Annotated in this window: 19 protein-coding genes; 10 read left to right on the forward strand and 9 right to left on the reverse strand. The window is 45.4% G+C overall.

All coding sequences use genetic code 11. The features are described from left to right. Positions 1-28: 28 nt before the first annotated feature. The gene (locus VFC92_04325; GenBank protein HZK07405.1) at positions 29-1,018 is read left to right on the forward strand and encodes a virulence RhuM family protein; all 990 of its coding nucleotides are present in this window, start codon (positions 29-31) and stop codon (positions 1,016-1,018) included. Between the two features lie 3 nt (positions 1,019-1,021). After that, a complete protein-coding gene (locus VFC92_04330; GenBank protein ID HZK07406.1) occupies positions 1,022-3,682 on the forward strand; it encodes a DEAD/DEAH box helicase family protein in 2,661 nt (886 codons plus the stop codon). A gap of 169 nt (positions 3,683-3,851) precedes the next feature. Here VFC92_04330 and VFC92_04335 read toward each other — a convergent pair whose 3' ends face one another. Next, the gene (locus VFC92_04335; GenBank protein ID HZK07407.1) at positions 3,852-8,213 is read right to left on the reverse strand and encodes a PKD domain-containing protein; all 4,362 of its coding nucleotides are present in this window, start codon (positions 8,211-8,213) and stop codon (positions 3,852-3,854) included. A 454-nt stretch (positions 8,214-8,667) separates the two neighbouring features. Between VFC92_04335 and VFC92_04340 the strand changes: the two genes are divergently transcribed. From VFC92_04340 to VFC92_04360, 5 genes are all read left to right on the forward strand, one after another. Continuing rightward, positions 8,668-8,838 carry a hypothetical protein gene (locus VFC92_04340; protein ID HZK07408.1) on the forward strand — a complete coding sequence of 57 codons (171 nt, stop codon included), beginning with the start codon at positions 8,668-8,670 and terminating at the stop codon, positions 8,836-8,838. Positions 8,839-8,884: 46 nt separating this feature from the next. After that, positions 8,885-9,721: a LytTR family DNA-binding domain-containing protein gene (locus VFC92_04345; protein HZK07409.1), complete on the forward strand. Its 837-nt coding sequence runs from the start codon at positions 8,885-8,887 to the stop codon at positions 9,719-9,721. A 154-nt stretch (positions 9,722-9,875) separates the two neighbouring features. Beyond that, positions 9,876-11,003 (forward strand): nitronate monooxygenase, encoded by a 1,128-nt coding sequence (locus VFC92_04350; GenBank protein ID HZK07410.1) that lies wholly within the window; start codon positions 9,876-9,878, stop codon positions 11,001-11,003. Between the two features lie 222 nt (positions 11,004-11,225). Next, positions 11,226-12,860, forward strand: a complete 1,635-nt coding sequence (locus VFC92_04355) for a PhoH family protein (GenBank protein ID HZK07411.1) — start codon at positions 11,226-11,228, stop codon at positions 12,858-12,860. Positions 12,861-12,862: 2 nt separating this feature from the next. Continuing rightward, positions 12,863-14,281 carry a hypothetical protein gene (locus VFC92_04360; protein HZK07412.1) on the forward strand — a complete coding sequence of 473 codons (1,419 nt, stop codon included), beginning with the start codon at positions 12,863-12,865 and terminating at the stop codon, positions 14,279-14,281. A 64-nt stretch (positions 14,282-14,345) separates the two neighbouring features. Here the strand turns inward: VFC92_04360 and VFC92_04365 are convergent, their stop codons facing one another. Genes VFC92_04365 through VFC92_04375 form a run of 3 tightly spaced genes read right to left on the reverse strand, consistent with a single transcriptional unit; the run spans position 14,346 to position 16,708 of the window. Continuing rightward, the gene (locus tag VFC92_04365; protein HZK07413.1) at positions 14,346-15,380 is read right to left on the reverse strand and encodes a M28 family peptidase; all 1,035 of its coding nucleotides are present in this window, start codon (positions 15,378-15,380) and stop codon (positions 14,346-14,348) included. A 6-nt stretch (positions 15,381-15,386) separates the two neighbouring features. After that, entirely contained in the window at positions 15,387-16,016 is a 630-nt protein-coding gene (locus VFC92_04370; GenBank protein ID HZK07414.1) for a nitroreductase family protein, read from the reverse strand. 59 nt (positions 16,017-16,075) lie between these two features. Further along, positions 16,076-16,708: a peroxiredoxin gene (locus VFC92_04375; GenBank protein ID HZK07415.1), complete on the reverse strand. Its 633-nt coding sequence runs from the start codon at positions 16,706-16,708 to the stop codon at positions 16,076-16,078. A gap of 116 nt (positions 16,709-16,824) precedes the next feature. Here VFC92_04375 and rhaD point away from each other — a divergent pair, with 116 nt between their 5' ends. Then, positions 16,825-17,643: a rhamnulose-1-phosphate aldolase gene (gene rhaD, locus VFC92_04380; GenBank protein HZK07416.1), complete on the forward strand. Its 819-nt coding sequence runs from the start codon at positions 16,825-16,827 to the stop codon at positions 17,641-17,643. Positions 17,644-17,854: 211 nt separating this feature from the next. Here the strand turns inward: rhaD and lnt are convergent, their stop codons facing one another. From lnt to VFC92_04405, 5 genes are all read right to left on the reverse strand, one after another. Next, positions 17,855-19,483, reverse strand: a complete 1,629-nt coding sequence (lnt, locus tag VFC92_04385) for an apolipoprotein N-acyltransferase (GenBank protein HZK07417.1) — start codon at positions 19,481-19,483, stop codon at positions 17,855-17,857. Between the two features lie 42 nt (positions 19,484-19,525). After that, the gene (gene hflX, locus VFC92_04390; GenBank protein ID HZK07418.1) at positions 19,526-20,719 is read right to left on the reverse strand and encodes a GTPase HflX; all 1,194 of its coding nucleotides are present in this window, start codon (positions 20,717-20,719) and stop codon (positions 19,526-19,528) included. 130 nt (positions 20,720-20,849) lie between these two features. Next, positions 20,850-21,845, reverse strand: coding sequence for a tryptophan--tRNA ligase (gene trpS, locus VFC92_04395; GenBank protein HZK07419.1), 996 nt, complete (start codon positions 21,843-21,845; stop codon positions 20,850-20,852). 77 nt (positions 21,846-21,922) lie between these two features. Beyond that, positions 21,923-23,473: an Rne/Rng family ribonuclease gene (locus tag VFC92_04400; protein ID HZK07420.1), complete on the reverse strand. Its 1,551-nt coding sequence runs from the start codon at positions 23,471-23,473 to the stop codon at positions 21,923-21,925. 245 nt (positions 23,474-23,718) lie between these two features. Next, the gene (locus VFC92_04405) at positions 23,719-24,009 is read right to left on the reverse strand and encodes an HU family DNA-binding protein (GenBank protein ID HZK07421.1); all 291 of its coding nucleotides are present in this window, start codon (positions 24,007-24,009) and stop codon (positions 23,719-23,721) included. 239 nt (positions 24,010-24,248) lie between these two features. On the opposite strand from VFC92_04405, the gene mutY reads away from it, so the two are divergent. Continuing rightward, positions 24,249-25,322, forward strand: coding sequence for an A/G-specific adenine glycosylase (mutY, locus tag VFC92_04410; protein ID HZK07422.1), 1,074 nt, complete (start codon positions 24,249-24,251; stop codon positions 25,320-25,322). A gap of 81 nt (positions 25,323-25,403) precedes the next feature. Further along, a complete protein-coding gene (fbaA, locus tag VFC92_04415; protein HZK07423.1) occupies positions 25,404-26,483 on the forward strand; it encodes a class II fructose-bisphosphate aldolase in 1,080 nt (359 codons plus the stop codon). Positions 26,484-26,566 lie beyond the last annotated feature (83 nt).

Raw genomic sequence — 26,566 nt, forward strand, 5'->3', positions numbered from 1 at the left:
GCAGACAACTGAAACAAAAATAAAAACAATGAGTGAACTTGAGCCAACGCAAAACAACTTTATACTTTATACTGCACCAGAAGGTGAAGTGAAGCTAACTGTTTTGTTGGAAAACGAAACGATTTGGTTGACGCAAGAGCAAATGAGCCAGCTTTTCGACCGTGAGCGAAGCGTGATAACCAAGCATATAGGCAATGTTTTTGGCGAAGGCGAATTGGAAGAAAAAAGCAATGTGCAAAATTTGCACATTAGTGGTTCGGACAAGCCTGTTAAGTTCTATAACCTAGATGTTATCATTTCGGTTGGTTACCGTGTAAAGTCGCAAAGAGGCACACAATTTAGAATTTGGGCTACCAAAACCCTGAAAGAATACCTTATCAAAGGTTTTGTGCTGGACGATAACCGATTGAAGCAAGGCGAAGCGCTTTTTGGTAAAGACTACTTCAAAGAGTTATTGGAGCGTGTTCGTTCCATCAGGGCAAGCGAACGCAGAATTTACCAGCAAATCACCGATATTTTTGCCGAATGTAGTATCGACTATGACCCTCGGTCGGAAATCACAAAGAATTTTTATGCATTGGTTCAAAACAAATTCCATTTTGCCATAACCGGACAAACTGCGGCTGAAATTATTTATAAAAATGCCAATGCTAACAGAATAAATATGGGCTTAACTACCTGGAAAAATGCACCCGAAGGAAGAATCGTAAAAACAGATACCGGCATTGCCAAAAATTATCTGCTAGAAAAAGAGATAAAGCAATTGGAGCGAACCATAACAGGCTATTTTGACTATATCGAAAATTTGATAGAGCGGGAAAACACCTTTACAATGGAAGGTTTGGCAAACAGCGTAGATAGGTTTTTGAACTTTAACGAATTCAAAATTTTAGACGGCAAAGGAAAAATATCGCACAGCAGAGCCATTACCAAAGCGGGTACAGAGTATGACCAATTTAACAAGACTCAAAAAATTATTTCTGATTTTGACAAAGAAATTAAGAAATTGAAAAAATAAGGTATGGAATTAAAAAGCTATCAGCGAAAAGTAATAGAGAATTTGGAAGAATACCTGGGCTATGTCCAGGAGCATAAAAGCCTGGCTAAAGCCTTCAACCAGTATTGGAAAGACAAGATTGGCCCCTACAATCCTTTGGACGGCACAGGAATGGAACCCTATAAAAACAACATTCCTAACTCAGCCCACGTATGCATAAAAGTTCCAACGGCAGGTGGTAAAACCTTTATTGCCGTTAATGCCCTGCACACCATTTTTTCGGCTTACGATTCAGCAAAACCCAAAGCTGTTATTTGGTTAGTGCCCTGGAGCAATCTTTTACAACAAACTGTAAACACACTTTCCAATCCCGAACATCCATATCGCCAAAAACTAAATTCGCTTTTTAACAACCGGGTAGAGATTTACCAAAAAGCAGATTTGTTGCAGGGTTCAAACTTCAACCCAACGGTTGTAAAAGACCAGTTGAGCATTTTTGTAATGAGCTTTGCCAGTTTAAGAGCAAAAAACAAGGAAGATAGAAAAGTATTTCAGGAAAATGGACAATTAGAAGCTTTTGTTTCTCAATACAAAAACAACGAGCATATTTTGAGCGGTGTGGATGATACTGCTTTAATCAACGTTTTACGGTATCTAAATCCTGTTTTGGTGGTTGATGAAAGCCACAATGCCGAAAGTGAGTTGAGTGTGGATATGCTCAAAAACCTGAATCCTTCATTCATTCTTGATTTAACAGCAACACCAAAAGACAATAGCAATATTGTAAGTCTTGTACCTGCCATTGAACTAAAAAAGGAGCACATGGTAAAACTTCCTGTAATCGTGTACAACAGCCACGACAAAACGGAAGTCATTAACAACGCTTTGCACTTGCAACGCAAATTGGAAAACCTTGCTAAAAAGCAAGAAGACGAAGGCGGTAAATATATCAGACCGATTGTACTGTTTCAGGCACAACCAAAAACCAAAGACGATAACACGACTTTTGAAAAACTGAAAGAACAGTTGTTGGGATTAGGAATTACAGAAAGTTATATCAAAATTAAAACAGCCAACATAGACGAATTGAAAGGCATTGATTTGATGGATGCAGCATGTGAAGTCCGTTACATCATCACCATCAACGCCTTGAAAGAGGGTTGGGATTGCCCGTTTGCTTACATTTTAGCTTCGTTGGCCGACAAGTCAAGTTCGGTAGATGTAGAGCAGATTTTGGGTCGTGTGTTACGCCAACCTTATGTGCAACGCCACAAAGCATTTCAATTAAACCTTTCTTATGTTTTAACCGCTTCTGCAAAGTTCAACGAAACCCTGCAGAGCATTGTAAAAGGTTTGCAGGAATCAGGCTTTAGCGAAAAAGATTATCGCAAAGTGGATAAAATGACTGACGAAGAAAAGAAAACTACTGCGGTTGACCCGGTAGAATCATTCTTATTTCCGGAACAACATCCCGAAGTTTCGGGAGAACAACAAGAAGAAACTATCGACAAAAACCGAGTTACGTTTGACCCATCCCGAAATTTGTCAGGAGCTGATGAAGAAACCGAAACAACTTCGGTAATACAAGAAATTGAAACTCTTGCGGAAGAACAAAACCGACAATTAGAAGAGAAAATAAAAGAACAGGAAAAACAACCTGTCGACGAAAACATATTCATAGAAATGGGTACAAAAGTAAAACGCTATAAAGTTAAGGAGTCCAACAAGGATCTTATTGATAAAATTGAGTTTCCGCAGTTTTTCATCAAAGTAACGGCAAGTGATATTTTTGGTACAGACGAAGAATTGCTCAATCGTGAATCATTGCTCAAAGATTTTAAACTTTCGAACGAAGACATTAAAATTGACTTTGATCAAATTTCATCTGATTTGTATAAAGTTGACTTAGAAGAAGCCAAAAAGAACGAGTACAGACCTTCTTTTACCAAAATTGAAAATAGTACGGTGAAAGACCCCATTACCGAATACATTTTAGCCAAACCATTAGGGAATCAAATAACAGACATCACGCATCAAATGATGCAGATTATCGGAAATATGTACCCAATTCCCGACCAGGAAATCAAAGTTTACATTGGACGTATTCTGCAGAGTATAAACACCGAACAACTTCGTGATATCCTGGTTAGAAAGTGGAGTTACACAGACAAGATAAAAGTTAAGATTCGGCAATTGTCAGACAGTTATGCCGAAGGTCGTTTTATGGACTTACTGAAATCAAAAAGAATTAGCACCAAAGCAAATTGGAAGTTAGGCAGCGAAATTGTGCCAGGCAACACAAGTTCATCCATTGGAAATTCACTTTACGAAAGAGAAGGTTCAATGAATGGTTTTGAAGAACGGGTTGCAATGGAAATCGGAACTTCTTCAAACGTTGTATTTTGGCATAGGAACTTAGAACGCGGAAAAGGTTTTTACATCAATGGCTTTAAAGCCAATCATTACCCTGACTTTATTCTACAAACAAAATCAGGAAAGACCATTTTAATAGAAACCAAAGGCGACCATTTGGACGGTTCAGACAGCGAAGCAAAATCCCGACTTGGTAACGAATGGGAAAGACAAGCAGGCCAAGACTTTGCCTATTTTATGGTATTTGACAAGAAAGAAATTAAAGGAGCTTACACGTTGGACAAAGCAAAGGAATTGATAAGTAAAATGTAAAACCCTCGCTATTTGCAAGCACATCATCCGTTGGCTAAATTGTGAATCATCAAAAGGAAATTGTTGTTCCACAAAAAATAACTAAAAGGACAGGTGTTTTTAAAATTAAAATCTCAGATCCCTGAGCTGCTATGATTCTTTGGAGTTTGTTTTTTGGAATTTTCCCCACCTACTCGCATCCCGGCAAAATGAGCGATCTCGCTTGTTTCATTTTTATAAAATACAATTTCCCCAACTGTAGCTCCGGCAATGTATTTATCGCCTTTTCGGGCCAGTAGATATGCCAGTCGGCCACCTCTTTTATTGCTTCCAGGTCGTCACCCAGGATGGAATACAGGTCGTCGGTGGCAACGTTGCACGGCATGGTCACGGGCAGCACCGACCAGCCTTCAGCTAAGTAGAGCCCTTTGTTAATCATACTGTAGCCCTCCACCAAAAGCTGCTGCGGGGAAAGGAGACAAATTATTAAACCTTTTTCTGGTTGCCATTTGCCGATGGTATTAATACCAAAAAATGGCCGGTAAATCCCCTGGGAATTATAGGCAAAAAGTACCGATGCCGAAAGCTCCCCAAACAGATCATCCATGGTGAGGGCGGGCCGCACATACGACGAAATGCCACTCCAACCTTCGCGCATCGCAATGTTGTGGCTATACAAAGGCGGATGTATGTAATAATAGTCGTTGAAGGATAAAGTGTCGCGGGCATAGGCGTTGGCCACAATCAACGTCACGTCATATTGCCCGGGCTGCATGTAAATAGTTGCAGGATTCTGCCGGTAAGAAGTGTCTCCATTTCCCAGCCACCACTCCCATTGCGTTGGAAATCCGATCGACTGATCGGTAAATCGTATCAGCTCACCAATTTTTCCTTCGTAAGGCTGCACCCCAAAAGATGCTTTGAGATTTGGAACAACCGTTATGAAATCTGTTTTGGTAGCGGAACTGCTCAGGTATTGATTCCACGCCAGCAGGCTCACGCTGTAAGTACCGGGATTGGTGTAAATTACTTGTGCATTTTGGTAAGGACTGTTTATTCCATTACCAAAATCCCATAACCAATGCGTCGGATTTCCGGTGGTGATGTCGGTGAAATGGATCACCTCTCCCGGTCTTGCCGTTAACGTGTCAGCCAGAAAATCCGACACCATGGAAGGAATTATCTGAATATAATCACTCTTCATTTCGATGTTGGTGCTGTCGTTGCGTTGAACCTTCAGGCTTAAGCTGAACAAGCCCGGTGCGTCATAACTTTTTACAGGATTTTGCAACGACGAGGTTTGCCCGTCGCCAAACTGCCAAAGCCATTGCAAAGGATTGCCTTTGGAAAGATCCGTAAACGTAATAGTTTCTCCAGGTACTGCCACCAGGGTATCGGCCACAAAAGCAGCGGCTAAAGTATCGCGCTGCCGGATGTAATTGTTTTTAACAACAGTGGCCGACTGCAACGTATCAGAAATAGTTAATGTGACGGTGTAATAGCCGGGTGATGTATAGATATGGGTTGAAAAACGATCGGTTGCGGTAGCGCCATCGCCAAAATCCCACAGCCAGTTGTCGGGATTGCCTGTTGAATAATCGACAAAATAAACGGTCTGTCCGTTCCAGGGGCGGTAGGGTAAAGCAACGAATTCCGCTACCAGCGGTTTCAGGATTTGAATATAGGCTGTTTTAGTAATTGTGTCGCCCAAGAAGTCATTAGCAGCGATTAACGTCACATTGTAGGTTCCCCAATATTCGTAAGATATTTCAGGATTTTGAAGTATCGAGGTAACGCCGTTTCCAAAATCCCAATGCCACCAGGTGGGGTTTCCAGTGGTAAGATCAGTAAAATTAATTGTCTGGCCGCACGCAGCAACATTGGCATCAGCCGCAAAGTCGGCCACCACGTGTTCCAGTACTTTAATGTAGTTAGTCTTGGTTTTAAACTTCACAGACGATCCTTTTTGTACAAACAGCGACACTGTGTATTCGCCGGGATTGGCATAGCTGTGAACCGGATGTTGTGTCGCAGAACTTTGCCCGTCGCCAAATTGCCAGAACCATGTGGCGGGCGCTCCTAAAGACAGATCAATAAACTGTATTGGCTCGCCTGGCCTGCACCAGGTGGTGTCGGCAGTAAAATCGGGAACAAGCGGAGGTGCGCAATTGATGTAGTTGCTGCGTGTAATGGTTTGCGAATATTGTCCGGCCATCACCGTAAAGCTTACGGTGTAATTTCCGGCTTGCTGATAGATGTGAAATGGGCTTTGCGAAGTGGAAGTGCTTCCGTCGCCAAAGTCCCAAAGCCAACTGTCGGCAGGTCCGGCATAAACCGATTGATCGGTAAACTGCACCGCCAGCGGCGCCAATCCGTTTACCGGCGATGCTGAAAAAGCCACCTTAGCTGTCCCGCGGTATTCTGCTTTAAAAGCGCCATCCCAAATTATTGCCGGCGCTTTGACCTCCAGGTTTCCTGTAGTAGTAAATAGCTGTTGTAATGAATCCACCTCGCTGTTGCTGTTGTACCATGTAAACTCATACTGACCCGGCGTGAGATCGTTGAGGTAAATTTTTGCTTGCCCGGCTGGCAGCGGTGTTCCAAACTGCTGCAAATATTGCCAGTTGTATTTTCGATTTTGCATCCAACCCGCCACATATTTGTTGTTGCGAAGCACAAACGTGCGCAACTGAGGCGCATAGTTTCCAAAATCATATCTTTTAATCCGCACCATGCTGCTGCCCGAATTTTCGATGCGGATCTCGTGCTGTCCTGCCGGCACATTTACGCTGTAGGTACTGCTGGGAAGGGCAACTTGTTCCAGCATGGTAACGCCATCAATTTTAATTTTAATTTTAGAAAACAAAGCAATGTCGTCGGTGTGGACTTTGAAACTGCCGCCGACAATATAATTCACCTTAAAGGTGGGCGGATTGCGCCTGTTGTTGTACAAACTTCCATACAGAAAATACCCGATAAAAAGATCCGGTGGAGCCAGGGTTCCTGCGGGGCTTAGCTCAAAATAGTTCTGTGGAGTTTTGCTGTTGCCATTGTTGTAGCCGGTTTTCACAGAAATCGTTTCGTAATCGGAAGAGGTAGATAAAGGGACTTCGGGATGCAGGCTTTCAAGGTCGGGCTGTGCATCGGAAAAAAAATCGGCAACGGGTTTGAGATACGAAAACATTCCGTTCGGATATAAATAGTTGTCCCAATACCACGACATCGCCGATCCGAAAGCACCCGAAAACATCGACGACCACAGGACATTATGAAAAGTAATACCTGCCGGATCGTTTTGAATAATTTCGGCAGGATTGTGCCCCAGAGCAAACTCACTGATGACAAAAGGTTTGTTCCACGTTTGGGCACCCCATCGCGAATAGTTGTAAATCTTCATCTCCAGGTCGGGGATGAAATCGTAAACGTGCAATTGCGTGAAATCTGTGCCTGCATAATTCCAGGTATCCCAACCGTTCTGCGGGATGGCAAAACCCGTAGAAACAGGCCGCTGGTAAGTATCGAGGCTTTGTATGTAATCTGTCATGCTGTTGATCCACTGGGATGTTTGACTGCCAAAGCTCTCATAAAGTCCTGTAGCATCGGCTTCGGAAATATGCTCCCACATCGCAAGCTGTGGGGAGTAGCCCCACCGGGCATTGATATAGCGTAGCTTACGCTTGTAAAGACTTATTGCGGTTGGATTTACCAAAAAGTTTTGGGGTTCATGACATGGCCCGCCCAGCACATCGTTATAAGGATTTTGGTTCCAACCGAAATTTACATCGGTGCGCAACTCATCGTGAATCATTACATTAAACTGACAGTACATCTGTTTTTCCATCAGCTGATCGAAAACCCAGTCGAGCACCCAGGCAAAGTTCTGACGTTGCAAATATTGCCCTGTGCCCGTTTGTTGCCATTCAATTTCAAATATCCAGGGAGCCATCGAGAGTTTGGTAAAATTGCCACCATTGGCAGCAAGTTCGTCAATCCAATCTTCGTAAATGGCAAAACCATCCCACCACCACTGAAAGGCCAGATTGACGCCAAGTGCCTGAAAAATCTCACCGTTTTTATACTTCAGCTTGTTGCCGTCGCGCTTTATAAAACCTTTGTGTGAAGAAGCAGTGCAAACAAACTGTCGGGTTTCATAGCTGGTGGTTCCTAAGGCATCCATTACGCTGACGATGTAGCTCCAGGTGCCCGTTTCGTCAGGTGCAAAACGCAGGAGCCATTTGGGCTGCCCCACGGGAGTGAGCTGGTTGGGAACATTCATCGCATAATCCTGCATGTAAAAACCGTCCATCACAAATTGCTTGCCTGAAGGCGAAAAGAATTTCGCCTTCAGGTTCACCTGACCAAAATCGAAAGGATTGGTGTAGGTGGCTGAAAAATGAACCGTAAGCTCCAGCTTTTCATAACGGGCAACATTGGCGCTATTGGCGGTAACGCTAAAAATTACCGGCAACGCCCGAGCCATCATCGATAGCATAAGCAGAGCGCATATCATCATTATTCTCACCAGAGGTATTTGGCTGTATTTTGCAGTCATAAGTTTTTCAATTATTTAAACATCGCTGTTGCAGAAATAACAAAAAATCAACTTTTTGTCCCAAAAGTCGTCTTTCCAACAAAGCATAAAATTAGTAAAATCAAAACAATGTATTCACGTTATTATGGATGATTAAGAAAAGGCACCTTCGTTAACATTTCCCAACTAATTTATGTTTTTTAAGGATAAGTGATTTATTTTCTGTATCTTAGCGCGAATTCTATTTATTGGGGTTGTTTGATTTCAACAGTGCCAGCAAAAAACTATGTGTATCTTATTTTTAATAAAAAAACGATTGGTTGCCTGCTGCTGCTGACGTAAAAGTTCCCTGGTTAAAAAAACTAATTAGTTGACTAAAAGCCACAAACTTTTCATGTTAAACAATTGTTAATTAAACAAATCATCAATAATTTGTTGATCTTCACACGTTGTATAAACCTATAATTTTTAGATAATGAGTAAAAGAAGCAGAGCTATTCCCGAAAAAAAGGCCACTTTTAAGTCGCCCGACATTTCAAAAATGCAGGAGGTAATCATCGATCTGCGCACACGCATCTACATCTCTCCCGATGCCGATCCCGAACAGGCGAAGGCTCAATACCTGGCACGGCTGCAGGCACGCTAAACAACCGGTTTTTATAAAAGCTATTCCGGGACGATAATCAGGGTAAATGTTGAAATTCTTAAAAAACCCCTACCCATTCAACGATGACGTTAAGCAAAACGCCCGTGTGATATTTTTCATCAGCATTGGCGTTTTTGTGTTCCTTTTCCTATTCCAGCCCCTGCAAATCGACCAGCTGGCTACCCGCCAAAAATATTTTCTGGTTATTGGATTGGGTATCATTACGTTCCTGTCGTTTAGCCTCAACCTTCTGATTCTGCCACCACTTCTGCCAAAGATTTTTGAGCATCGGTCCTGGAATATTAAAAAAGAAATCCTCTGGGACTTGTGGATTCTGTTCACCGTATCGGTGGGATATTATCTTTATTACAAAGCTTTGGACATCATGGTTTTTGAGTTCGAAGTCATCATCAAACTCATCCTTATTGCTATTATTCCCACCTCCGTGCTGATTACCATCAACCGAAACCGTCTGCTGAAAACGCATTTGCACACAGCACAGAAAATCAACCGTAAGCTTCAGGAAAACCGGGAGATAGATGAAAACCTGGTACATTTTGTCTCAGATTATCAAAAAGATTCCCTTTCGGTAAAAGTGAGCCAGATATTGCTAATCCGCTCTGCCGGCAACTACATCGAGGTGTTTTGGAAGCAGGGCGCAGAGGCCAGCCGTCAAATGGTTCGGTATAGCCTTACCAATGCCGAAGAGCTGCTGAAGGAATACAAATTTATTATGCGCAGTCACAGGTCGTTTTTGTTAAACGTCAATCATATCAATCGAGTGGAAGGTAACTCACAAGGATATCGTATTTATTTCGAGATGATCGATTTTGCGGTACCTGTTTCCAAAAATTATGTGAATAAACTCCGCGAATTAATCTAAACACCCCCTTCTTTCCCTTTCACCGGCACCTGTATTTCCGGTTCTCGTCCCTGAACCTCTCCACTGAGAACTATTTTTTGTTTGCCAATCCCTATTATTTTTTAAGTCTTTTCATGGGGTTTACTTTTGTGGCCTAACCAGAAATCAAATTATCATGAAACCACTTTTTATCGGCGATTTAAAAATTGAAGTGCCCATCATTCAGGGTGGAATGGGCGTAGCTGTGTCACTTTCGCGGCTTGCCTCGGCAGTAGCAAATCAGGGAGGCGCAGGAATTATTTCGGCAGCTGCAATCGGCCTGATGGAGCCCGACTACCACAAAAAATTATATGAAGCCAACAAGCAGGCACTGCGTCGCGAGATACGTCAGGCGCGAAGCCAGACCAAAGGTGTAATTGGTACAAATATAATGATAGCACTCACCGATCATGAGGCGCTGGTTAAAGTTGCCATCGAGGAAGAAGTCGATCTTATCGTAATGGGCGCCGGATTGCCATTACATATACCTCGCTTTATAGCCGAAGCTGGTTTGGGTGGACATCACACCAAATTAGTAATTAAAGTTTCGTCAGCCAAAGCGGCGCATCTCATTTTCAGATATTGGGCCGAAAAATATAATACGGTACCGGATGCTGTTGTAATAGAGGGACCGATGGCGGGAGGCCATTTGGGTTTTGCCAAAAACAAACTCGGCGACGATCGCGTGTCTTTGCAACAACTCGTCAGGGAAACGGTAGCTGCAATGCAAACCTACCGGACAGCATTCAACCGCAACATACCTGTAATTGCGGGCGGCGGCGTGCACACCGGACGCGATATGTATGAAGTAATGCAGGCTGGAGCACAAGGAGTAAAGATAGGAACGCGCTTCGTCACAACGCGTGAATGCGACGCATCAGATACTTACAAACAAGCCTACATCGATTCTAAAAAGGAAGATATCGTTATCATCGACAGTCCGGTAGGGCTGCCCGGCCGGGTAGTAAAAAACAAATTCGTCGAACAAATCATGCGTGGCGAAACCAAGCCTTTCCATTGCCCGTGGAAATGTCTTAGCTCTTGCAACTACAAGGAAGCCCCATATTGTATCGCCCAGGCGCTCTACAATTCGGCCATCGGCAACATGGAAGAGGGATTTGCTTTTGCCGGCGCAAATGCTTGGCAAGCTACCGAAATAAACACGGTGGCTGAGGTAATGAATGATCTGCTGTCAGGCTATCAGCACGAAGCTTACTGTCAGCAGAAGCTTCGCCGCATGAAAGCCCTACAGCCGGTTGCTTAGAGTTAGTATCGGCAAGAATATCCCAAATAGAATTGTCGGAATTGTCAAATTTTTCTTTTTGGATTTATTTGGATTTTGATAAATAATTATCGGTTTTTAATAAAGGCCGCTGCAAGCAAGACATTGTTTCAGCGGCTTTTTTCTTTTTATGCTATAAAATCATTTTCTTTGTTCATCCGTTAAATTATCATCCTTAAAGCAGGATTTTCAGAGAAAGATATTATGGCTAAAAAAACACCCATAGAGCAACCGGCCGAAAAAAAATCGCGTTTGCGCAGCAAAAAAACCGAAGCTGCTGCCCTTATGCCCGACGAACAACAACCGCCATTGAAAGCATCAACAGCCAAATCAGCTAAAAAAGCAAAGCCCAAAACAACATTAGCACATAAAGAAAATCCAAAAAAAAGCACAGCTAAAAAACAGGAAACAACCCAGAATAAAAAATCACCAGATGCTTCGCTCTTCAAAGCTCGTCTCATAAATCCTACCGTGGAACCAGAAAAAAAGCCATCGGCTTCAGCAAAGCAAAAAGGCGAGAAAAAAATCTTCGTGCTCGACACCTCGGTGATTCTTTACAATCATAACTCTATCAACAGCTTCGAGGACAATGACATTGCCATCCCAATAACCGTACTTGAGGAGCTGGATCAGTTCAAAAAAGGAAACGACACCATCAACTTCGAGGCGCGCGAGTTTATCCGCATCATGGACCGGCTCTCCGACAATACTTCCCTCAGCAACTGGATACCACTCGACAACGGCAACAAAGGGAGTTTTAAAGTTGTGATGAACGAAATGGACTCCACCACGCTCGACGCTGAGAAGGTTTTTGGTGAACGCAAAGGCGACCACCGTATCCTGAATGCGGCGCTGCAGCTCCGCCAACAATATCCCGACCGCAAAGTGGTGATGGTGACTAAAGATGTGAATCTGCGCATCAAAGCCAAAGCTCTCAATCTGCCCGCCGAAGATTTTATGACCGGCAAGATCGAAAATGTCGATTCACTTTACTCCGGTATTTTGCGCTACGAAAATGTTGACCCACGTGGCATCAGCCGCCTCTATAGCGAAGGGCTGTGCGAATACACCGACCTGGGAATAGAACTGCCTGCTCCCAACCAATACCTGATTTTGCAAGCCAACGGCGCTTCGGCGCTGGGATGGTACAACACACGCAATCAACTCGTGGAACGTCTCGACAAACATCAGATTTCTAAAATTACGCCGCGCAACGCCGAGCAGGTTTTTGCGCTGCATGCCGTTACCAATCCCAACATCAAGCTGGTGACGCTGCAGGGCGTGGCCGGTACAGGCAAAACGCTGGTGGCTTTGGCGGGTGCCTGGAACCAGCGCCGCAACTACAAGCAGATCTACCTCGCCCGTCCCATTGTGCCATTGAGCAACAAAGACATTGGTTTTCTGCCCGGCGACTTTAAGTCGAAAATAGATCCCTACATGCAGCCACTTTACGATAATCTGAAATTTATCCAAAACCAATATGGCGAGCACGACAAGGAGTTTCAAAACATCACCGGCGCCATCGAAAGCGAGAAACTGGTGATACAGGCGCTGGCCTACATACGCGGGCGAAGTATCTCCAACGTCTTTTTTATCGTGGACGAAGCACAAAATCTGACCCCACACGAAGTGAAAACCATCATCACCCGCGCCGGTGAAGGAACCAAAATCGTTTTTACCGGCGATATTTATCAAATCGACACACCTTATCTCGACGCTCAGAGCAACGGACTTTCGTACCTCATCGACCGCATCAAACACCACGAGCTCCATGCCCACGTGCGGCTTGAAAAAGGCGAGCGCTCCGACCTTGCAAATCTGGCTAATGAATTACTATAATTATGAAAAAACTACTATTTCTGATTCTTCCTATCATCCTGATTTTTTTTGTCGTTTCCTGCAACAACTCCGGCAATCAATCCGATAACAAAGAGGCTGCTGACAAAGCTACCAAAGCGCCAGTTGACACGGCAGTTATTAAATTAAACGAAACTGACACGTCTGTAAATATCGTGACGCCGGCTCCTCCTGTAAAAAAGGCTCCCGCGGCTGCTTTCGAATATTTTGTGCCCAAAGCAACTACGCCACGGGCAGGCTGGCCGGTAATTTTTGCGTTCGACCCGCACGCACGCGGTAGCTTTGTCATTAATAAATACAAAAACCTGGCGGAAGAATTTGGTTTTGTGCTGGTAGCCTCCAACCGTTCGCGCAACGGCCAGACCATTGCCGAAGGCCTTGAAATTTACCGGCAAATGCAGCGGGAGATACAACCGCGGGCACGCATCAATCCAAAACAAATTGTAGCGATGGGATTTTCGGGCGGTGCACGTGTGGCGGTCTCTGTTGGTCTCGAAGAGCAGGAAGTTGTTGCTGTAGTCGGCGCCGGAGCAGGTTTCCCGGAATTGCAGGAAAAGCCTGAAGCCAGTTTTTATTATGTGGGAATGGCCGGATACGAAGATTTTAATCTCAATGAACTTATCAACAACGATCGTTTCCTGTCGCGCAATGGATTCCGCAACCAGCTCATCATTTTTGAAGGCGACCACAACTGGCCGTCGCTTGACGCGATGCGCGAGGCTTTTTATGCCATCAGTTTAAAGGAAATCCGGGAAGGCGATGAGACGTTTACAGAAAAGGCATATAGTTTTTATAAAAAGAAAATCAGCGACCAGACAGGGAACAGCCAATATTTTGATGCTGCCGAAACAGCACAGCGTGCCATCGCCGTTTTCGAAGGCATCCGTGATGGAGCAGATTTTAAAAAACAACTAAAAACCATCCGCGCCAACGCCGCTTACAATGAGCAACTGGGGCACATGGTACGATCGCTCGAAAAGGAGATCGGAATGCAAAATAATTTCCTGAAAGCCTTTACGGAAAAAGATAAAGAGTGGTGGAAAAAGCAGCTCGGCGACCTCAAACAACCCTCCGAAGATATCTACACCCAACGGCTCCACAAGAGACTGCTTGGTTTCAACGGGTTGCTCAGCTATATGTTTGCCCGCCAGGCTATCGAAGAAGACGATCTTGAACAAGCCGATAAAACAATCGAAATCTATCGAGCCATCGAGCCACTCAATCCGGAACATTCTTACCTGAGTGCCATCGTTATGATGAAACAAAATAATCCACAGCTTGCCATCGAATATCTGCAACAAGCGCGCATTCTTGGCTTTTCTGATCTGGAACGATTGTCAGCGGAAACAGTTTTTGAGCCTCTGCATAAGCGCGCCGACTACCGCGATTTGCTGCGACCGTAAATCAGGGGGGAAATAAAACAGGCCGAAGTTTGTAATTAATAATACGAAATTTGGCCTGATTGACCTAAAAACTCTTTTGATAAATCACCGTCAGCAGCGTTTGTCCAACAGCTTTTAATGTGGCTGGGTCTATTTGTGTGATGTCGTCGGCAATGGTGTGCCAGGGATCATAAAAAGTGCCGTTGGCTGATGCCGGATCGAGATGGATGATGTTGATCGTAGGAATATTAGCGATGGTATTAATAAAGTAATGGTCGTCGGTGATATAGGTTCCTTTCTCAAAAACAAAATAATCTCCATAGCCAGCCGCTACAGCGGTTTCCCAAACTTTCTTGGTGATGTCGGGCGCATAATACATCGAAAAACCTTCGAGTGGAAAGACAGCGTCGGGAGCGCCCACCATATCGAGCAGTATGCCGTAGCGCGCACTATAGTTTGGCTGGTGCGGGTTGGCCGACCAATGTTGCGATCCCAGCCCCCACGTGTCGCTCGATTGATCCGTCTGGCTGTCCTGAGGCGGACCATAATCTTCAAGATCAAACAAAATAATGTCGATACCCCTGCTTACCGGATGCAGATGTAGTTGCCGCGCTATTTCCATCAGCACACCCGTGCCACTGGCTCCGTCGTTGGCGCCATCGATAGGTACCAGGTGGTTGGCAGGATCAGCATCATGATCGGCAAAAGGACGCGAGTCGTAATGTGCCGACAGAAAGATGCGATTTTTCTCTTCCGGGTTGAAAGAGACAATAATATTCTTACCCTTAAAAATCCGGTTGTCATAAACACGCGCCACAAAATCCTGCACCATCAGCGTATCGCCCCATTGCAGCAAAGCCTCCAGCATCCAGTTTACAGCAGCAGCGTGTGCTTTGGTTTCGGGCACACGCGGGCCAAAATCGACCTGCTGCTTTACGTAAGAAAATGCTGAATCAGCGTCAAATTGCGGAACCTTCACGGGCTGCACCACGGGTTCTGCCGCACTTTGCGTCTGCTGTGGCTGTCGTGATTCATTGTTGCAACCTGCAAGAAACAACAGTATTATTATTATCAATAACTGATAATGAATTACATTTTGCAAACGTCCTGATACTTTCATGGTTTATTATTTTGGTGATGTTTCTTTTTGCTCGCGTGTTATCCATTCGGCAGCGTGGCCAAAGGTACCAGAAAAAACAAAATCATCCGTATGCAATCTTTCCCGGGGAGCAATTTCCATGGCTTGCAGGTTTTTGTGCAACATTTTATAATCGCCCGGATAGCCAATGGTGAAAGCGGAAATGACCTCGTATTTTTCCGGAATTTCGAGCAACTGGTGCGCTTTCTCGCGATCGAAGCCAGCCATCTGGTGCACATAAAGTCCTTCGTATGTAGCCTGAAAAGTGAGGTGCGCCATGGCTTGCCCCACGTCGTATTTAAAGTATTCGGCAGGCATGCCATTTTTCAGACTAATGCTGCGCCCGGCAGAAATAGCCAGCAAAGGTGCGGTTTTCACCCACAACTGGTTAAACTCAACCAGGGTGCTAAAAATCTTATCATACGTTTCGTCGCCTTGCATCCCCACAATGAAAGCCCATGGCTGCTCATTGCTGGCCGATGGTGACCAACGCGCAGCTTCAAAAATACGTTGCAGTTTCTCTGTTTCAACGGGTTCACCATTGAAAGCCCGCGGACTCCAACGTTTTTTCGATAGGTTGTGAATGGGATATCTGGGATTGGCTCTTTTTATCTTCATTTTCTTTCAATTAAAAAAGCCCCTGGTGGGGCCTTATCTTTATTAAATAATTTTTATCATTAATGTTTTGCAAGATAGCTGGCCACACCGTCGTGCGATTCCTGCATGCCTTCGTCGCCACGATGCCAGTCAGCAGGACACACTTCGCCGTTTTCTTCGTAAAACTGCAAGGCATCAATCATGCGCAGGGTTTCCTTCACACTTCTTCCCAGAGGCATGTCGTTAACCACCTGATGGCGCACCACGCCTTGTTTATCGATGAGGAACAACCCGCGATAAGCCACACCTGCTCCGTCAAATTCCAGCTCGCCGTCGTCGTTGTAATCAAAATCTCCGTCGAGCACGTCGTAATTTTTCGAAATTGTTTTGGTAAGATCGGATACCAAAGGAAACTTCACGCCTTTGATGCCACCATCTTTTTTCTCTGTGTTCAGCCATGCCCAGTGCGAATATTTTGAATCGGTAGAACAGCCTACCACAGCAACATTGCGTTTTTCAAATTCTTCGATTTGTTCCTGGAAAGCAAGAATTTCGGTTGGACATACAAATGTGAAATCCAATGGATAGAAAAAGAATACCACATACTTTTTCCCAATATATTGTTCGAGCGTAAATTTCTCGACCATTTCGCCGCCGTTAATCACCGTATCTGCTTCGAATAAGGGCGCCTTTTTTCCCGTTAAAACTGCCATATGATTTTATTTTTAATGTTAAATGTTTGTTTTACAATTTGGTGGCAAAAATACAAGGATTTTGGGAGGTGGTGTTTTTAAAATTAGTTAAACCTGTACCTTTACGCCAAAAAACTATGAGAGAATTTATTGCAGGAATCCCACAGACTCTGGCAGAAATAGCTGCCGTTGCCGGGTTTCTATGGCAAAATGGATGGGCGGAGCGCAACGCCGGAAACCTTTCGTACAACGTCACACGCTTTTTTGATAAGCTACCGGATAATCTTGACTTCGAAGCGCCGGTATCGCTGTTGAGTACTTTCCCGCATCTCGACAACCAATTGTTGCTGATAACGGCCACCGGGTCGCGGATGCGTGATGTTGCGGCCGACATTCCGGCCAACGTCTGCTTGCTGCATATCATCGACGGCGGCAAAGCTTACCGGAAGTTGACGAAACCCGAACCTGGAAAGATGTTAACTCCTACCTCCGAGTTGCCCACCCACCTGGCGATACACGATAAATTATGTGCCGAAGGGCGTCCGGAGAAAGTCATTATCCACACACATCCCGTCCGGCTTATTGCCATGACGCACATCCGCGAGTTTTGCAATCAGTCGGTCATCAACAATATTTTGTGGAGCATGCAACCGGAAACGTGCATTTTTATTCATGATGGGCTAGGCTTTGTACCCTATCTGCAAACCGGAAGCGATGCCCTGGCAGAGGCTACACTCGCAGCGCTCGACCAACACAGGGTGGTTTTGTGGGAAAAGCATGGCTGTCTGGCCATTGGCGAAAACGCCTGGGAAGCTTTTGATTTGATTGACATCGCCGAGAAATCAGCCGACATTTTCTTTACCTGCCGCAATGCAGGCTTTCAGGCCGAAGGCATTCCATTGGCAGATTTGAAAAAGCTGCGGGAATCATTTGGAATAGCGCAACCGGAGGAGTGAAGCGGCTTTCTGTTCGTGTCATCCGCAGAGATGCTGAGGCGCAAAGATCATTAAAATGTTTCTTTTGATTTCCTCTGCGTCTCTCCGTCTTAGCGGTTTATTCTTTTTGAAATCACCGCAGAGGCACATAGATTAATAAAGATGTTGCTCTATTTTTATTGGTCGAAAGTTCACAATGATTTTTTCTTTCTCACCGCTCACCGCTCACTTCTCAACTCTCTCTATTGTATTTCTTCTTTTTCAAAATACCATTTACAAAAGCAATAAGTATCATAAAAATGGCCAGGAAACCACTGATGCGACCGAGGTAGTCGCCGTAGCGGGTATAAAAGGTAATCTCGTTGTTGGCGTGGAGTTGTGCTTTGAGTACAGCGGGCTGCCAATATTCGGAGGCCTGCATGATGTCGCCGCGTTGGTCGATAAAACCAGAGATTCCGGTATTGGCCGAGCGGGCGATGTCGCGGCGTGTTTCGACGGCACGCAATCGTGCATAGGTAAAATGCTGGCGGTGGCCGGCGGTGTTGCCCCACCAGCCGTCGTTGGTGATGATGAAGATAAGATTGGCGCCATTTTTTACAAACTCTGCAGTAAATTCGCCATAAATAGATTCGTAGCAGATGATGCCCGGGACGGTGAATTTCCCATCGGTGCTTGTGAAAACTTCGCGACGTTTTGAATAGCCTAAACTCCCCACGGTGCCGCCCAGATCGAAGGCCAGATTTTGCAACGGACTGAGAATTCGATGAAAAGGCATCTTCTCCGGCCCCGGCACCAGCTTCGACTTGTGGTAAAGACCCACAGGTTCGTCTTTTTTAATAAACAAAGTTGTATTAAAAGCTTCGTAATATTTATCCACATCGCCAAACTTGCGGGCCGTGGGCGTAAGCGGCTCCCCTTCTGCAAAATGCCGGTAGGTGGAGGCGCCAATTACCACACTCGCCTGCTGATGCCGGTCGATAAACCCTCGTATTTGTTTCACCGCACGCGACTGCTCTATGGTGGCATGCCACAGATCTTCCTGGATGGCCGATTCGGGCGAAACCACAAAATCCGTTTCAGGAGTAATAAGTGAGTCGGCAAGTTTCAGATTCATTTCTATCATCTTGCTCGAGGGCAGCACAAACTGTTCTGACCATGGATCAACGTTGGGCTGCGTAACGATGACTTCGGCAACAGCCCCTTTTTCTTCATAATTCTGATACATCACCAGCGAAATAATCATTGGAATAATGATCACTAAAGTTGTCTTTGTTATGGTCAAAATAAGTTTCTGCCGACTCTCCTTTTGCAGAACGTTTTTGATAAGCTGGTAAAGAAAAATATTTACCAACAGTATCCAAAGCGTGCCACCCAGCGTGCCGGTGTATTCGTACCACTGCACCCAGGGCGTGTGCATGGCAAAACCGTTGCCCAGGTTGAGCCACGGCCACGACAAATCCCAGTCGAGATGAAAGTATTCGAAAGCTACCCAATAAACTATGAGCAGATAAATGGCGTCGGACTGACGGAAAAAGCTGCGTCGGCTGAGATGAAAAACCATAAAGACGATCGCAAAAAACAAGCTGTTAATCAGCACCGCCATCAGCGCACCAAATATCGTCGAGTTCCAGATCCACCAGGTGGTGAGGATATTCCAAACCAAAAACGCCGCATAGCTGTATTGGAAACTACTGAAACGATGGTGCTGCTCCGGATGCGCATCCAGATGATCGATAATGAAAAGTAGCGGGACAAATCCTGCAAAGAGCAGAAAAGGAAAACCGTACATCGGCCAGCCGGCAGTCAGCAGCAAGCCCGACAGCAGCGACAGCAGGTAAAGATGTTTTTTTTGAAGCGTCATTGGCAAAGTAATTTCCGGATCCGGGTTAGTCCGACAAAAATATTAATAGAGAAAATCATTGTACGGGAAGCGAGTGGTATGGATTTCTTTCACCTTTTGATAGATGAGATCTTTCAGTGCTTCCCAGTTTTGTTTGTGTTTGGCCGAGATGAAAATCGCCGGATCGTTGCTTTTTGCTATCCAGGTATTGCGGAGTTCCTCAAGCGTGACGTTTTCGTCGGTGGATTCCGTCAGGTCGTCGGCATCTTTGGTTTTCCAGGTGTAAGCATCCATTTTGTTGAAGACCATTATGGTAGGTTTGTCGGCACCGCCAATTTCGCTGAGCGTTTCATTCACCACATTTATTTGTTCTTCAAAATCGGTATGGGAAATATCCACCACGTGCAGCAGCAGGTCGGCTTCGCGCACCTCGTCGAGCGTGGATTTGAACGACTCTACTAGACCATGCGGGAGCTTGCGGATAAAGCCAACGGTGTCGGTGAGCAGAAAAGGCAGATTTTCGATCACCACTTTGCGGATGGTAGTATCGAGGGTGGCAAAGAGCTTGTCTTCGGCAAATACCTCTGCTTTGGCCATGCGATTCATAATGGTCGATTTGCCCACGTTGGTGTATCCCACCAGCGACACGCGCACCATGTTACCACGTCCTTTGCGTTGCACCACCATCTGTCGGTCGATGAGTTCGAGCTTTTTCTTGAGCAGACTTATCTTGTCACGGATGATGCGGCGGTCGGTTTCTATCTCCGTTTCGCCCGGTCCACGCATACCGATTCCACCTTGCTGACGTTCCAGGTGCGTCCACATACGTGTAAGTCGTGGTAGCAGATATTCGTATTGCGCCAGCTCTACCTGCGTCTTGGCATGCGCCGTACGCGCCCGTCTTGCAAAAATGTCGAGAATAAGATTGGTACGATCCAATATGCGACACTCCAAAACCTTTTCGATATTTTTGATCTGTGAGGCGCCCAGCTCATCATCGAAAACAACCAAATCGATCTCTTCAGCAACCACATATTGCCGGATTTCTTCCAGCTTCCCCGAGCCTACAAAAGTGCGTGTGTCGGGATGATCGAGTTTTTGGGTAAACCGTTTCATGGGGATGCCCCCGGCTGTCTCCACCAGAAAAGCCAGTTCTTCGAGATATTCTTCTATGCGGGCTTCATCAGTCTTGCCGGTGATCAATCCTACCAGCAATACCTTCTCCTTTCGGACAGCAGTTTCGATATTTTGCGCCATAATTTCCTTTTTTCAACAAACAGTCTGGGAGTGCTTTGAGTTCATCGGGGGCTAAAGCCCCATGAAAGTTTGTGTTCTTTTGCCCCCGGCCTAGAGGCCAGGGTTAGTGATCATGATGAGCGTTTGTGCATCAAAACTTCCTAAAGCCAATAATCTCGCGCACTTCACTCATGGTTTTGCCTGCGCTTTCGTGGGCTTTTTCGGCACCCATGGTGGCTACTTTCGACAGGTATTTTTCGTCAGCAGCCAGTTCTTGTATCCTTTCGCGAATAGGTGAGGTAACGATGATGATATCCTCGGCAAGTTGTTTTTTCAAATCCCCATATCGTATGGTGCAGGCGTTGTATTCGGTCAGGAAATGATCGACAGTTTCGGGTTTTGACATCACGCGCATCAGACTGAATAGATTGGCCACGCCCTCGGCCATAGGCTGGTTGGGCATAGTGGGCCCCGTATCGGTTACAGCGCGCATCACTTTTTTGCGAATTACTTTGGGATCGTCGGCCAGGAAGATGGCGTTGCCTTCGCCTTCCGATTTGCCCATTTTTCCGCTGCCATCCAGTCCGGGAATTTTAATCAGCTCCGCCCCAAAGTTAAAAGCAGTAGGCTCCGGAAAAAATTCATTGTTGTACATGCGGTTAAATCGGCGGGCAAAAGTACGCGTCATCTCCAGATGTTGCTCCTGGTCTTTGCCCACCGGCACTTTATGCGCTTTATGGATGATAATGTCGGCAGCCATCAGCGATGGGTAAGTAAGCAAACCGGCGTTGACGTTCTCGGGTTGCTTGCGGGCTTTTTCCTTAAAAGTCGTCACCCTTTCCAACTCACCCATATAGGCGTTCATGTTGAGCAGCAGATAAAGCTCTGCCGTTTCGGGCAGATCACTTTGAATGTATAATGTTGCCTTTTCGGGATCGATACCTGCAGCCAAATATTCCACCAGCACCTGCTTCACGTTGCCATGAAGATCGGACGGAGTGGGATGTGTGGTAAGAGAATGGTAATCGGCAATAAAGAAAAAGCAGCGATGGGTCTGCTGCATTTTTATAAAGTTGCTGAGGGCGCCGAAATAATTTCCCAAGTGCAGGTTTCCGGTAGGCCGGATGCCACTGACGACAATTTCCATGCTTATTTGGATTTTGTTTTTTGAATTTTGTGATTAAACGGCAACGCTCCAGTGGTTGGACGATAGACAATCACTACTTACATCTTGAGCTCGTCGTTTTTACTATTAAAAAAATGATACTCCAGAAAATGGTGCGAGACGCTTGGCTTGATTTTGATGCACTGCTTGTAACGCCACATCCATTTCAACCGCAACGACGGAAATCCGATGGTAAGCTGAGCATGCACAAATGGATGAACCGTGATGCTAAGGTTCTTCTCATTTTGTTCCTGCAGCAGATATTGCAAATTATTTTCGATCTCATCCACAATGAGGATGGCGGCTTTACTTTCGCCGGTGCCATTACAAACGGGGCACTTTTCGAGTATCTGGATATTCATTGCCGGACGCACCCGCTGTCGTGTTATTTGCACCAGCCCAAACTTGCTGGGGGGCAAAATAGAATGCTTGGCTTTGTCTTTGTCCATCTCCTCTTTGATGTGCTGGAAGAGTTGCCGCCGGTGTTTTGCTTCGGTCATATCGATGAAGTCGACCACGATGATGCCACCGATGTCGCGTAGGCGCAACTGACGGGCAATCTCGGTTGCGGCTTCCAGATTTACTTCCAGTGAATTGCTCTCCTGGTTTTTATCTTTGTTTACGCGGTGTCCCGAGTTGACGTCGACGGTGTGCATGGCCTCGGTTTGTTCGATGATCAGGTAAACACCGCTTTTGATGGTGACGATTTTCCCAAACGAATTTTTGACCTGCTTATCTACACCAAAATGTTCAAAGATAGGCTTGGCTCCGCTGTAATACTTAACGATACCGGCTTTTTCGGGCGCTATCTGTTTGATAAAAGCACGCACCTCGTCGGCCAGTGCCGCATCGTCGACGTGGATGTTGTTGAACGATTCGTTGAGGTGATCGCGCAGAATCGCGGAAGTGCGATCCAGCTCACTGACGATTTTGGTGGGTGGCTCAGCCTTGTTGAGTTTGTTGGCGATAATATCCCATTTGCTAAGCAAATCTTTAAGGTCGGCATCCAGATCGGCTACCAATTTATTTTCGGCAGCAGTGCGCACAATTACCCCAAAATTGTTGGGCTTGATACTTTTGATAAGCCTCTTCAGGCGCTTTCGCTCTTCAAGGCTGCGGATTTTCTGCGATATCGAAATTCGATCGGCCAACGGTACCAGCACCAGAAAGCGCCCGGCAAAACTTATCTCCGACGAAATACGCGGCCCTTTAGTGGAAATGGGTTCTTTGGCAATTTGCACCAGGATAGGCTGATTAACAGAGAATACATCTGAAATCTTTCCGGTTTTCTCGATATCAGGCTCCAGCCTGAACTCACTCAATGGCACGTTGGGGATCCTGCCCGCACTGGCCAGTTTCGTGTATTTTATTAATGAACGCACCTGCGGACCCAGGTCGAGGTAGTGTAAAAAGGCATCTTTCTCGTAGCCAACATTTACAAATGCGGCATTAAGACCGGGCATGAGTTTTTTAACCTTGCCCAGATACACATCCCCTACCGAATATTTTTTGTTGGATTTTTCCTTTGTAAGCTCTACAAGATATTTATCCTCGAGTAACGCAATATCAACTCCGGCAGAATTCGAATTGATGATTAAATCCCTGTCCACGCTTTGTGCAATTTGGTAATACGCATCAGAAGTCTTTTCGTTGGCAACTTGTCGGCTTTCTTTTTAAAAAAAAAATTATTACACCATGCCATCACACAATGACATCATGTAATAATTTTTACGACAAGTTAAAAATTATTTCTTTTTATTTTTATGTCTGTTTTTCCGTAGGCGTTTTTTGCGCTTGTGGGTCGACATTTTATGTCTTTTTCTTTTTTTTCCGCTTGGCATTTTGTGCGTCCTTTCTATTTTATGTTTACGTTCTCTTTAACTTCGTTTACAAATGATTTTGCAGGCTTGAAGGTGGGGATGTTGTGAGCAGGGATGATGATGGTGGTGTTTTTAGAGATGTTACGCCCTGTTTTTTCAGCTCTTCTTTTGATTGTAAAACTACCAAATCCTCTCAGGTAGACATTTTCACCACTGGTCATCGAATTCTTGATAGATTCCATAAAGGCTTCAATGGTGGTTTGAACAACTAGTTTTTCTATTCCTGTTTTATTTGCAATCTCTGCTACAATTTCGGCTTTTGTCATAATTCTACTTAATGTTTTGATTGTTAGATTTGTAAATAGGGGTGCAAATATATTATTTTTTTCTTTAAGCCATCATTTTGTGAAATTTTTAAAAAAATGATTATCAGCCAAATAGTCCCCGATTTTTTAATTTTGCCATCTCACAGCTCAATTCTATTCATATTAATAATCAAGCTGTTGAACAAAATAACAATTTACACATTTTTATCGTTCTGCCCACTACCAATAACCCATACAGAATGCCCGATATCCAACGATTGCTTACATGGTACCACCAGCACCGCCGCGATTTACCCTGGCGACAAACCAGCGATCCCTACAAAATTTGGCTCTCCGAAGTGATCCTGCAACAAACACGCGTCAGGCAAGGACTGCAATATTATCATGACTTTGTCGAGCAGTATCCTACAGTTCAGGCATTGGCTGCTGCCAGTATCGACGACGTTCTAAAGCTTTGGCAGGGGCTGGGTTACTACACACGTGCGCGCAACCTGCACGCTGCTGCACAAATTATCGTACAAAAACATAGCGGTATCCTCCCCGACAATCACCACGATCTGCTGCAGCTTCCCGGCATTGGACCCTACACCGCGGCAGCCATCGCTTCGATAGCTTTCGGCGAGCGTCAAGCGGCCATCGATGGAAACGTATTGCGCGTGGTAAGCCGCTGGTTTGCTGTGCACGAACCCATCGACAGCCCGGCAGGAATTAAAATAGTAAAGGAGCTGGTGAAGCAGCTCATGCCCATGGAAGCACCCGGCACCTTCAACGAGGCAATGATGGAATTTGGCGCATGCTATTGCATCCCGACCAATCCCGACTGCAGCCAGTGCATCTTTGCCCACCAGTGCGCAGCATATCAGCAAAAGCTTGTAAAAAAGCTGCCGGTAAAAAAGCCCAAAGTCAAAGTACGACACCGCACCTTTTATTATATGGTGGTGCTTCACAAAAACCAGGATGAGCCATCAGTGTTACTCACCAAACGTGCTGCCGGCGACATCTGGCAAGGACTTTACACCTTTCCGGTGATAGAAACACAAACGGAAATACCGCCGGAACAACTGCTTGCACTTCCTGAATGGCGGAGCATTTTACCCACCAACGACTTTGTTGTGACGCACACAAGCAAACTTTACACACATCAGCTAACGCACCAACGGCTCCACGCTCGATTTGTGATAGTAGAGGCGAATGGGGATTTCGGGTCGGAGCACGATACAAAATTCAGCTCTGTAAGGCTGGACCAACTGCACCAATTTGCAGTACCTCGTCTCATCGATCGCTTCCTGGTGGACTACTTCAAGGTATCTTGATGTTTTATTAGCAATTATGCATGATTAGTTGTAAATTTGCAATCTAAAATCCTTATTTTCAAACTTTAAATAATTGTAATTATGGCAGATAAAGTATTAGAAGTAGTAAAAGCCGGTGTAGTTTCTGGCGACGACGTACAGAAGATTTTCGAGATAGCCCGGCGCAAGCATTTTGCCCTCCCTGCTGTAAACGTGGTAGGGACCAACTCTGTGAATGCCGTGATGGAAGCAGCCGCTAAAGCCAAGTCGCCGGTAATTATTCAGTTTTCTAATGGTGGTGCCGTTTTTTATGCCGGCAAAAGCATCTCCAACGAAAACCAGCAGGCCGCCATCCTCGGAGCTGTGAGTGGTGCTATGCACGTACACAAGTTGGCCGCAATCTATGGGGTGCCAGTAATTCTGCACACCGACCATGCCGCCAAAAAACTGCTTCCCTGGATCGACGGACTGCTCGACGAAGGTGAAAAGTTTTACAAGCAGCACGGCAAACCGTTGTTCAGCTCCCACATGCTCGACCTGAGCGAAGAGTCGCTGGAAGATAATATCGCCATCAGCAAAAAATATCTTGAGCGCATGAAGAAAATGGACATGACCCTCGAAATAGAGCTGGGCATCACCGGCGGCGAAGAAGACGGCGTGGACAACACGAGCGTAGATAGTTCGCGACTCTACACCCAGCCCAAAGAGGTGGCCTACGCTTATGAGCAACTCAAACTGGTAAGCAACCGCTTTACCATTGCCGCTTCCTTTGGTAATGTGCACGGCGTGTACAAGCCCGGCAATATAAAACTAGAACCGATTATCCTGAAAAATTCGCAGAAATACATCCAGGAGAAACTCCACACCGAACCCAATCCTGTCAACTTTGTATTTCATGGCGGCAGCGGTTCATCGCAGGAGCATATCCGCGAAGCAATCGGTTATGGTGTTGTAAAAATGAACATCGACACCGACACCCAATGGGCTACCTGGGAAGGTGTGATGAATTATTACAAGAAAAAGGAACATTTCCTGCAGGGGCAAATCGGAAACCCCGAAGGCGAAGATAAACCCAACAAGAAATATTACGACCCACGCAAGTGGCTGCGCGAAGGCGAGCAAAGCATGATCAACCGTCTTGAGATTGCCTTTGACGATCTCAACAGCAAAAACTCGCTGTAGCATTTTCATTAAACTCTAAATTAAAAAAACCCGCATCAACGAATGATGCGGGTTTTTTTGTAGGACTGAATTGTGGGGTTAGT

This window comes from Bacteroidales bacterium (genome assembly GCA_035647615.1).
GTDB lineage: Bacteria > Bacteroidota > Bacteroidia > Bacteroidales > 4484-276 > SABY01.

Bases quoted from the DNA above. Each gene is read 5' to 3' on its own strand.
- VFC92_04325 (HZK07405.1), top strand. From the start codon at position 29: ATGAGTGAACTTGAGCCAACGCAAAACAACTTTATACTTTATACTGCA.
- VFC92_04330 (HZK07406.1), top strand. From the start codon at position 1,022: ATGGAATTAAAAAGCTATCAGCGAAAAGTAATAGAGAATTTGGAAGAA.
- VFC92_04335 (HZK07407.1), bottom strand. From the start codon at position 8,213: ATGACTGCAAAATACAGCCAAATACCTCTGGTGAGAATAATGATGATA.
- VFC92_04340 (HZK07408.1), top strand. From the start codon at position 8,668: ATGAGTAAAAGAAGCAGAGCTATTCCCGAAAAAAAGGCCACTTTTAAG.
- VFC92_04345 (HZK07409.1), top strand. From the start codon at position 8,885: ATGTTGAAATTCTTAAAAAACCCCTACCCATTCAACGATGACGTTAAG.
- VFC92_04350 (HZK07410.1), top strand. From the start codon at position 9,876: ATGAAACCACTTTTTATCGGCGATTTAAAAATTGAAGTGCCCATCATT.
- VFC92_04355 (HZK07411.1), top strand. From the start codon at position 11,226: ATGGCTAAAAAAACACCCATAGAGCAACCGGCCGAAAAAAAATCGCGT.
- VFC92_04360 (HZK07412.1), top strand. From the start codon at position 12,863: ATGAAAAAACTACTATTTCTGATTCTTCCTATCATCCTGATTTTTTTT.
- VFC92_04365 (HZK07413.1), bottom strand. From the start codon at position 15,380: ATGAAAGTATCAGGACGTTTGCAAAATGTAATTCATTATCAGTTATTG.
- VFC92_04370 (HZK07414.1), bottom strand. From the start codon at position 16,016: ATGAAGATAAAAAGAGCCAATCCCAGATATCCCATTCACAACCTATCG.
- VFC92_04375 (HZK07415.1), bottom strand. From the start codon at position 16,708: ATGGCAGTTTTAACGGGAAAAAAGGCGCCCTTATTCGAAGCAGATACG.
- rhaD (HZK07416.1), top strand. From the start codon at position 16,825: ATGAGAGAATTTATTGCAGGAATCCCACAGACTCTGGCAGAAATAGCT.
- lnt (HZK07417.1), bottom strand. From the start codon at position 19,483: ATGACGCTTCAAAAAAAACATCTTTACCTGCTGTCGCTGCTGTCGGGC.
- hflX (HZK07418.1), bottom strand. From the start codon at position 20,719: ATGGCGCAAAATATCGAAACTGCTGTCCGAAAGGAGAAGGTATTGCTG.
- trpS (HZK07419.1), bottom strand. From the start codon at position 21,845: ATGGAAATTGTCGTCAGTGGCATCCGGCCTACCGGAAACCTGCACTTG.
- VFC92_04405 (HZK07421.1), bottom strand. From the start codon at position 24,009: ATGACAAAAGCCGAAATTGTAGCAGAGATTGCAAATAAAACAGGAATA.
- mutY (HZK07422.1), top strand. From the start codon at position 24,249: ATGCCCGATATCCAACGATTGCTTACATGGTACCACCAGCACCGCCGC.
- fbaA (HZK07423.1), top strand. From the start codon at position 25,404: ATGGCAGATAAAGTATTAGAAGTAGTAAAAGCCGGTGTAGTTTCTGGC.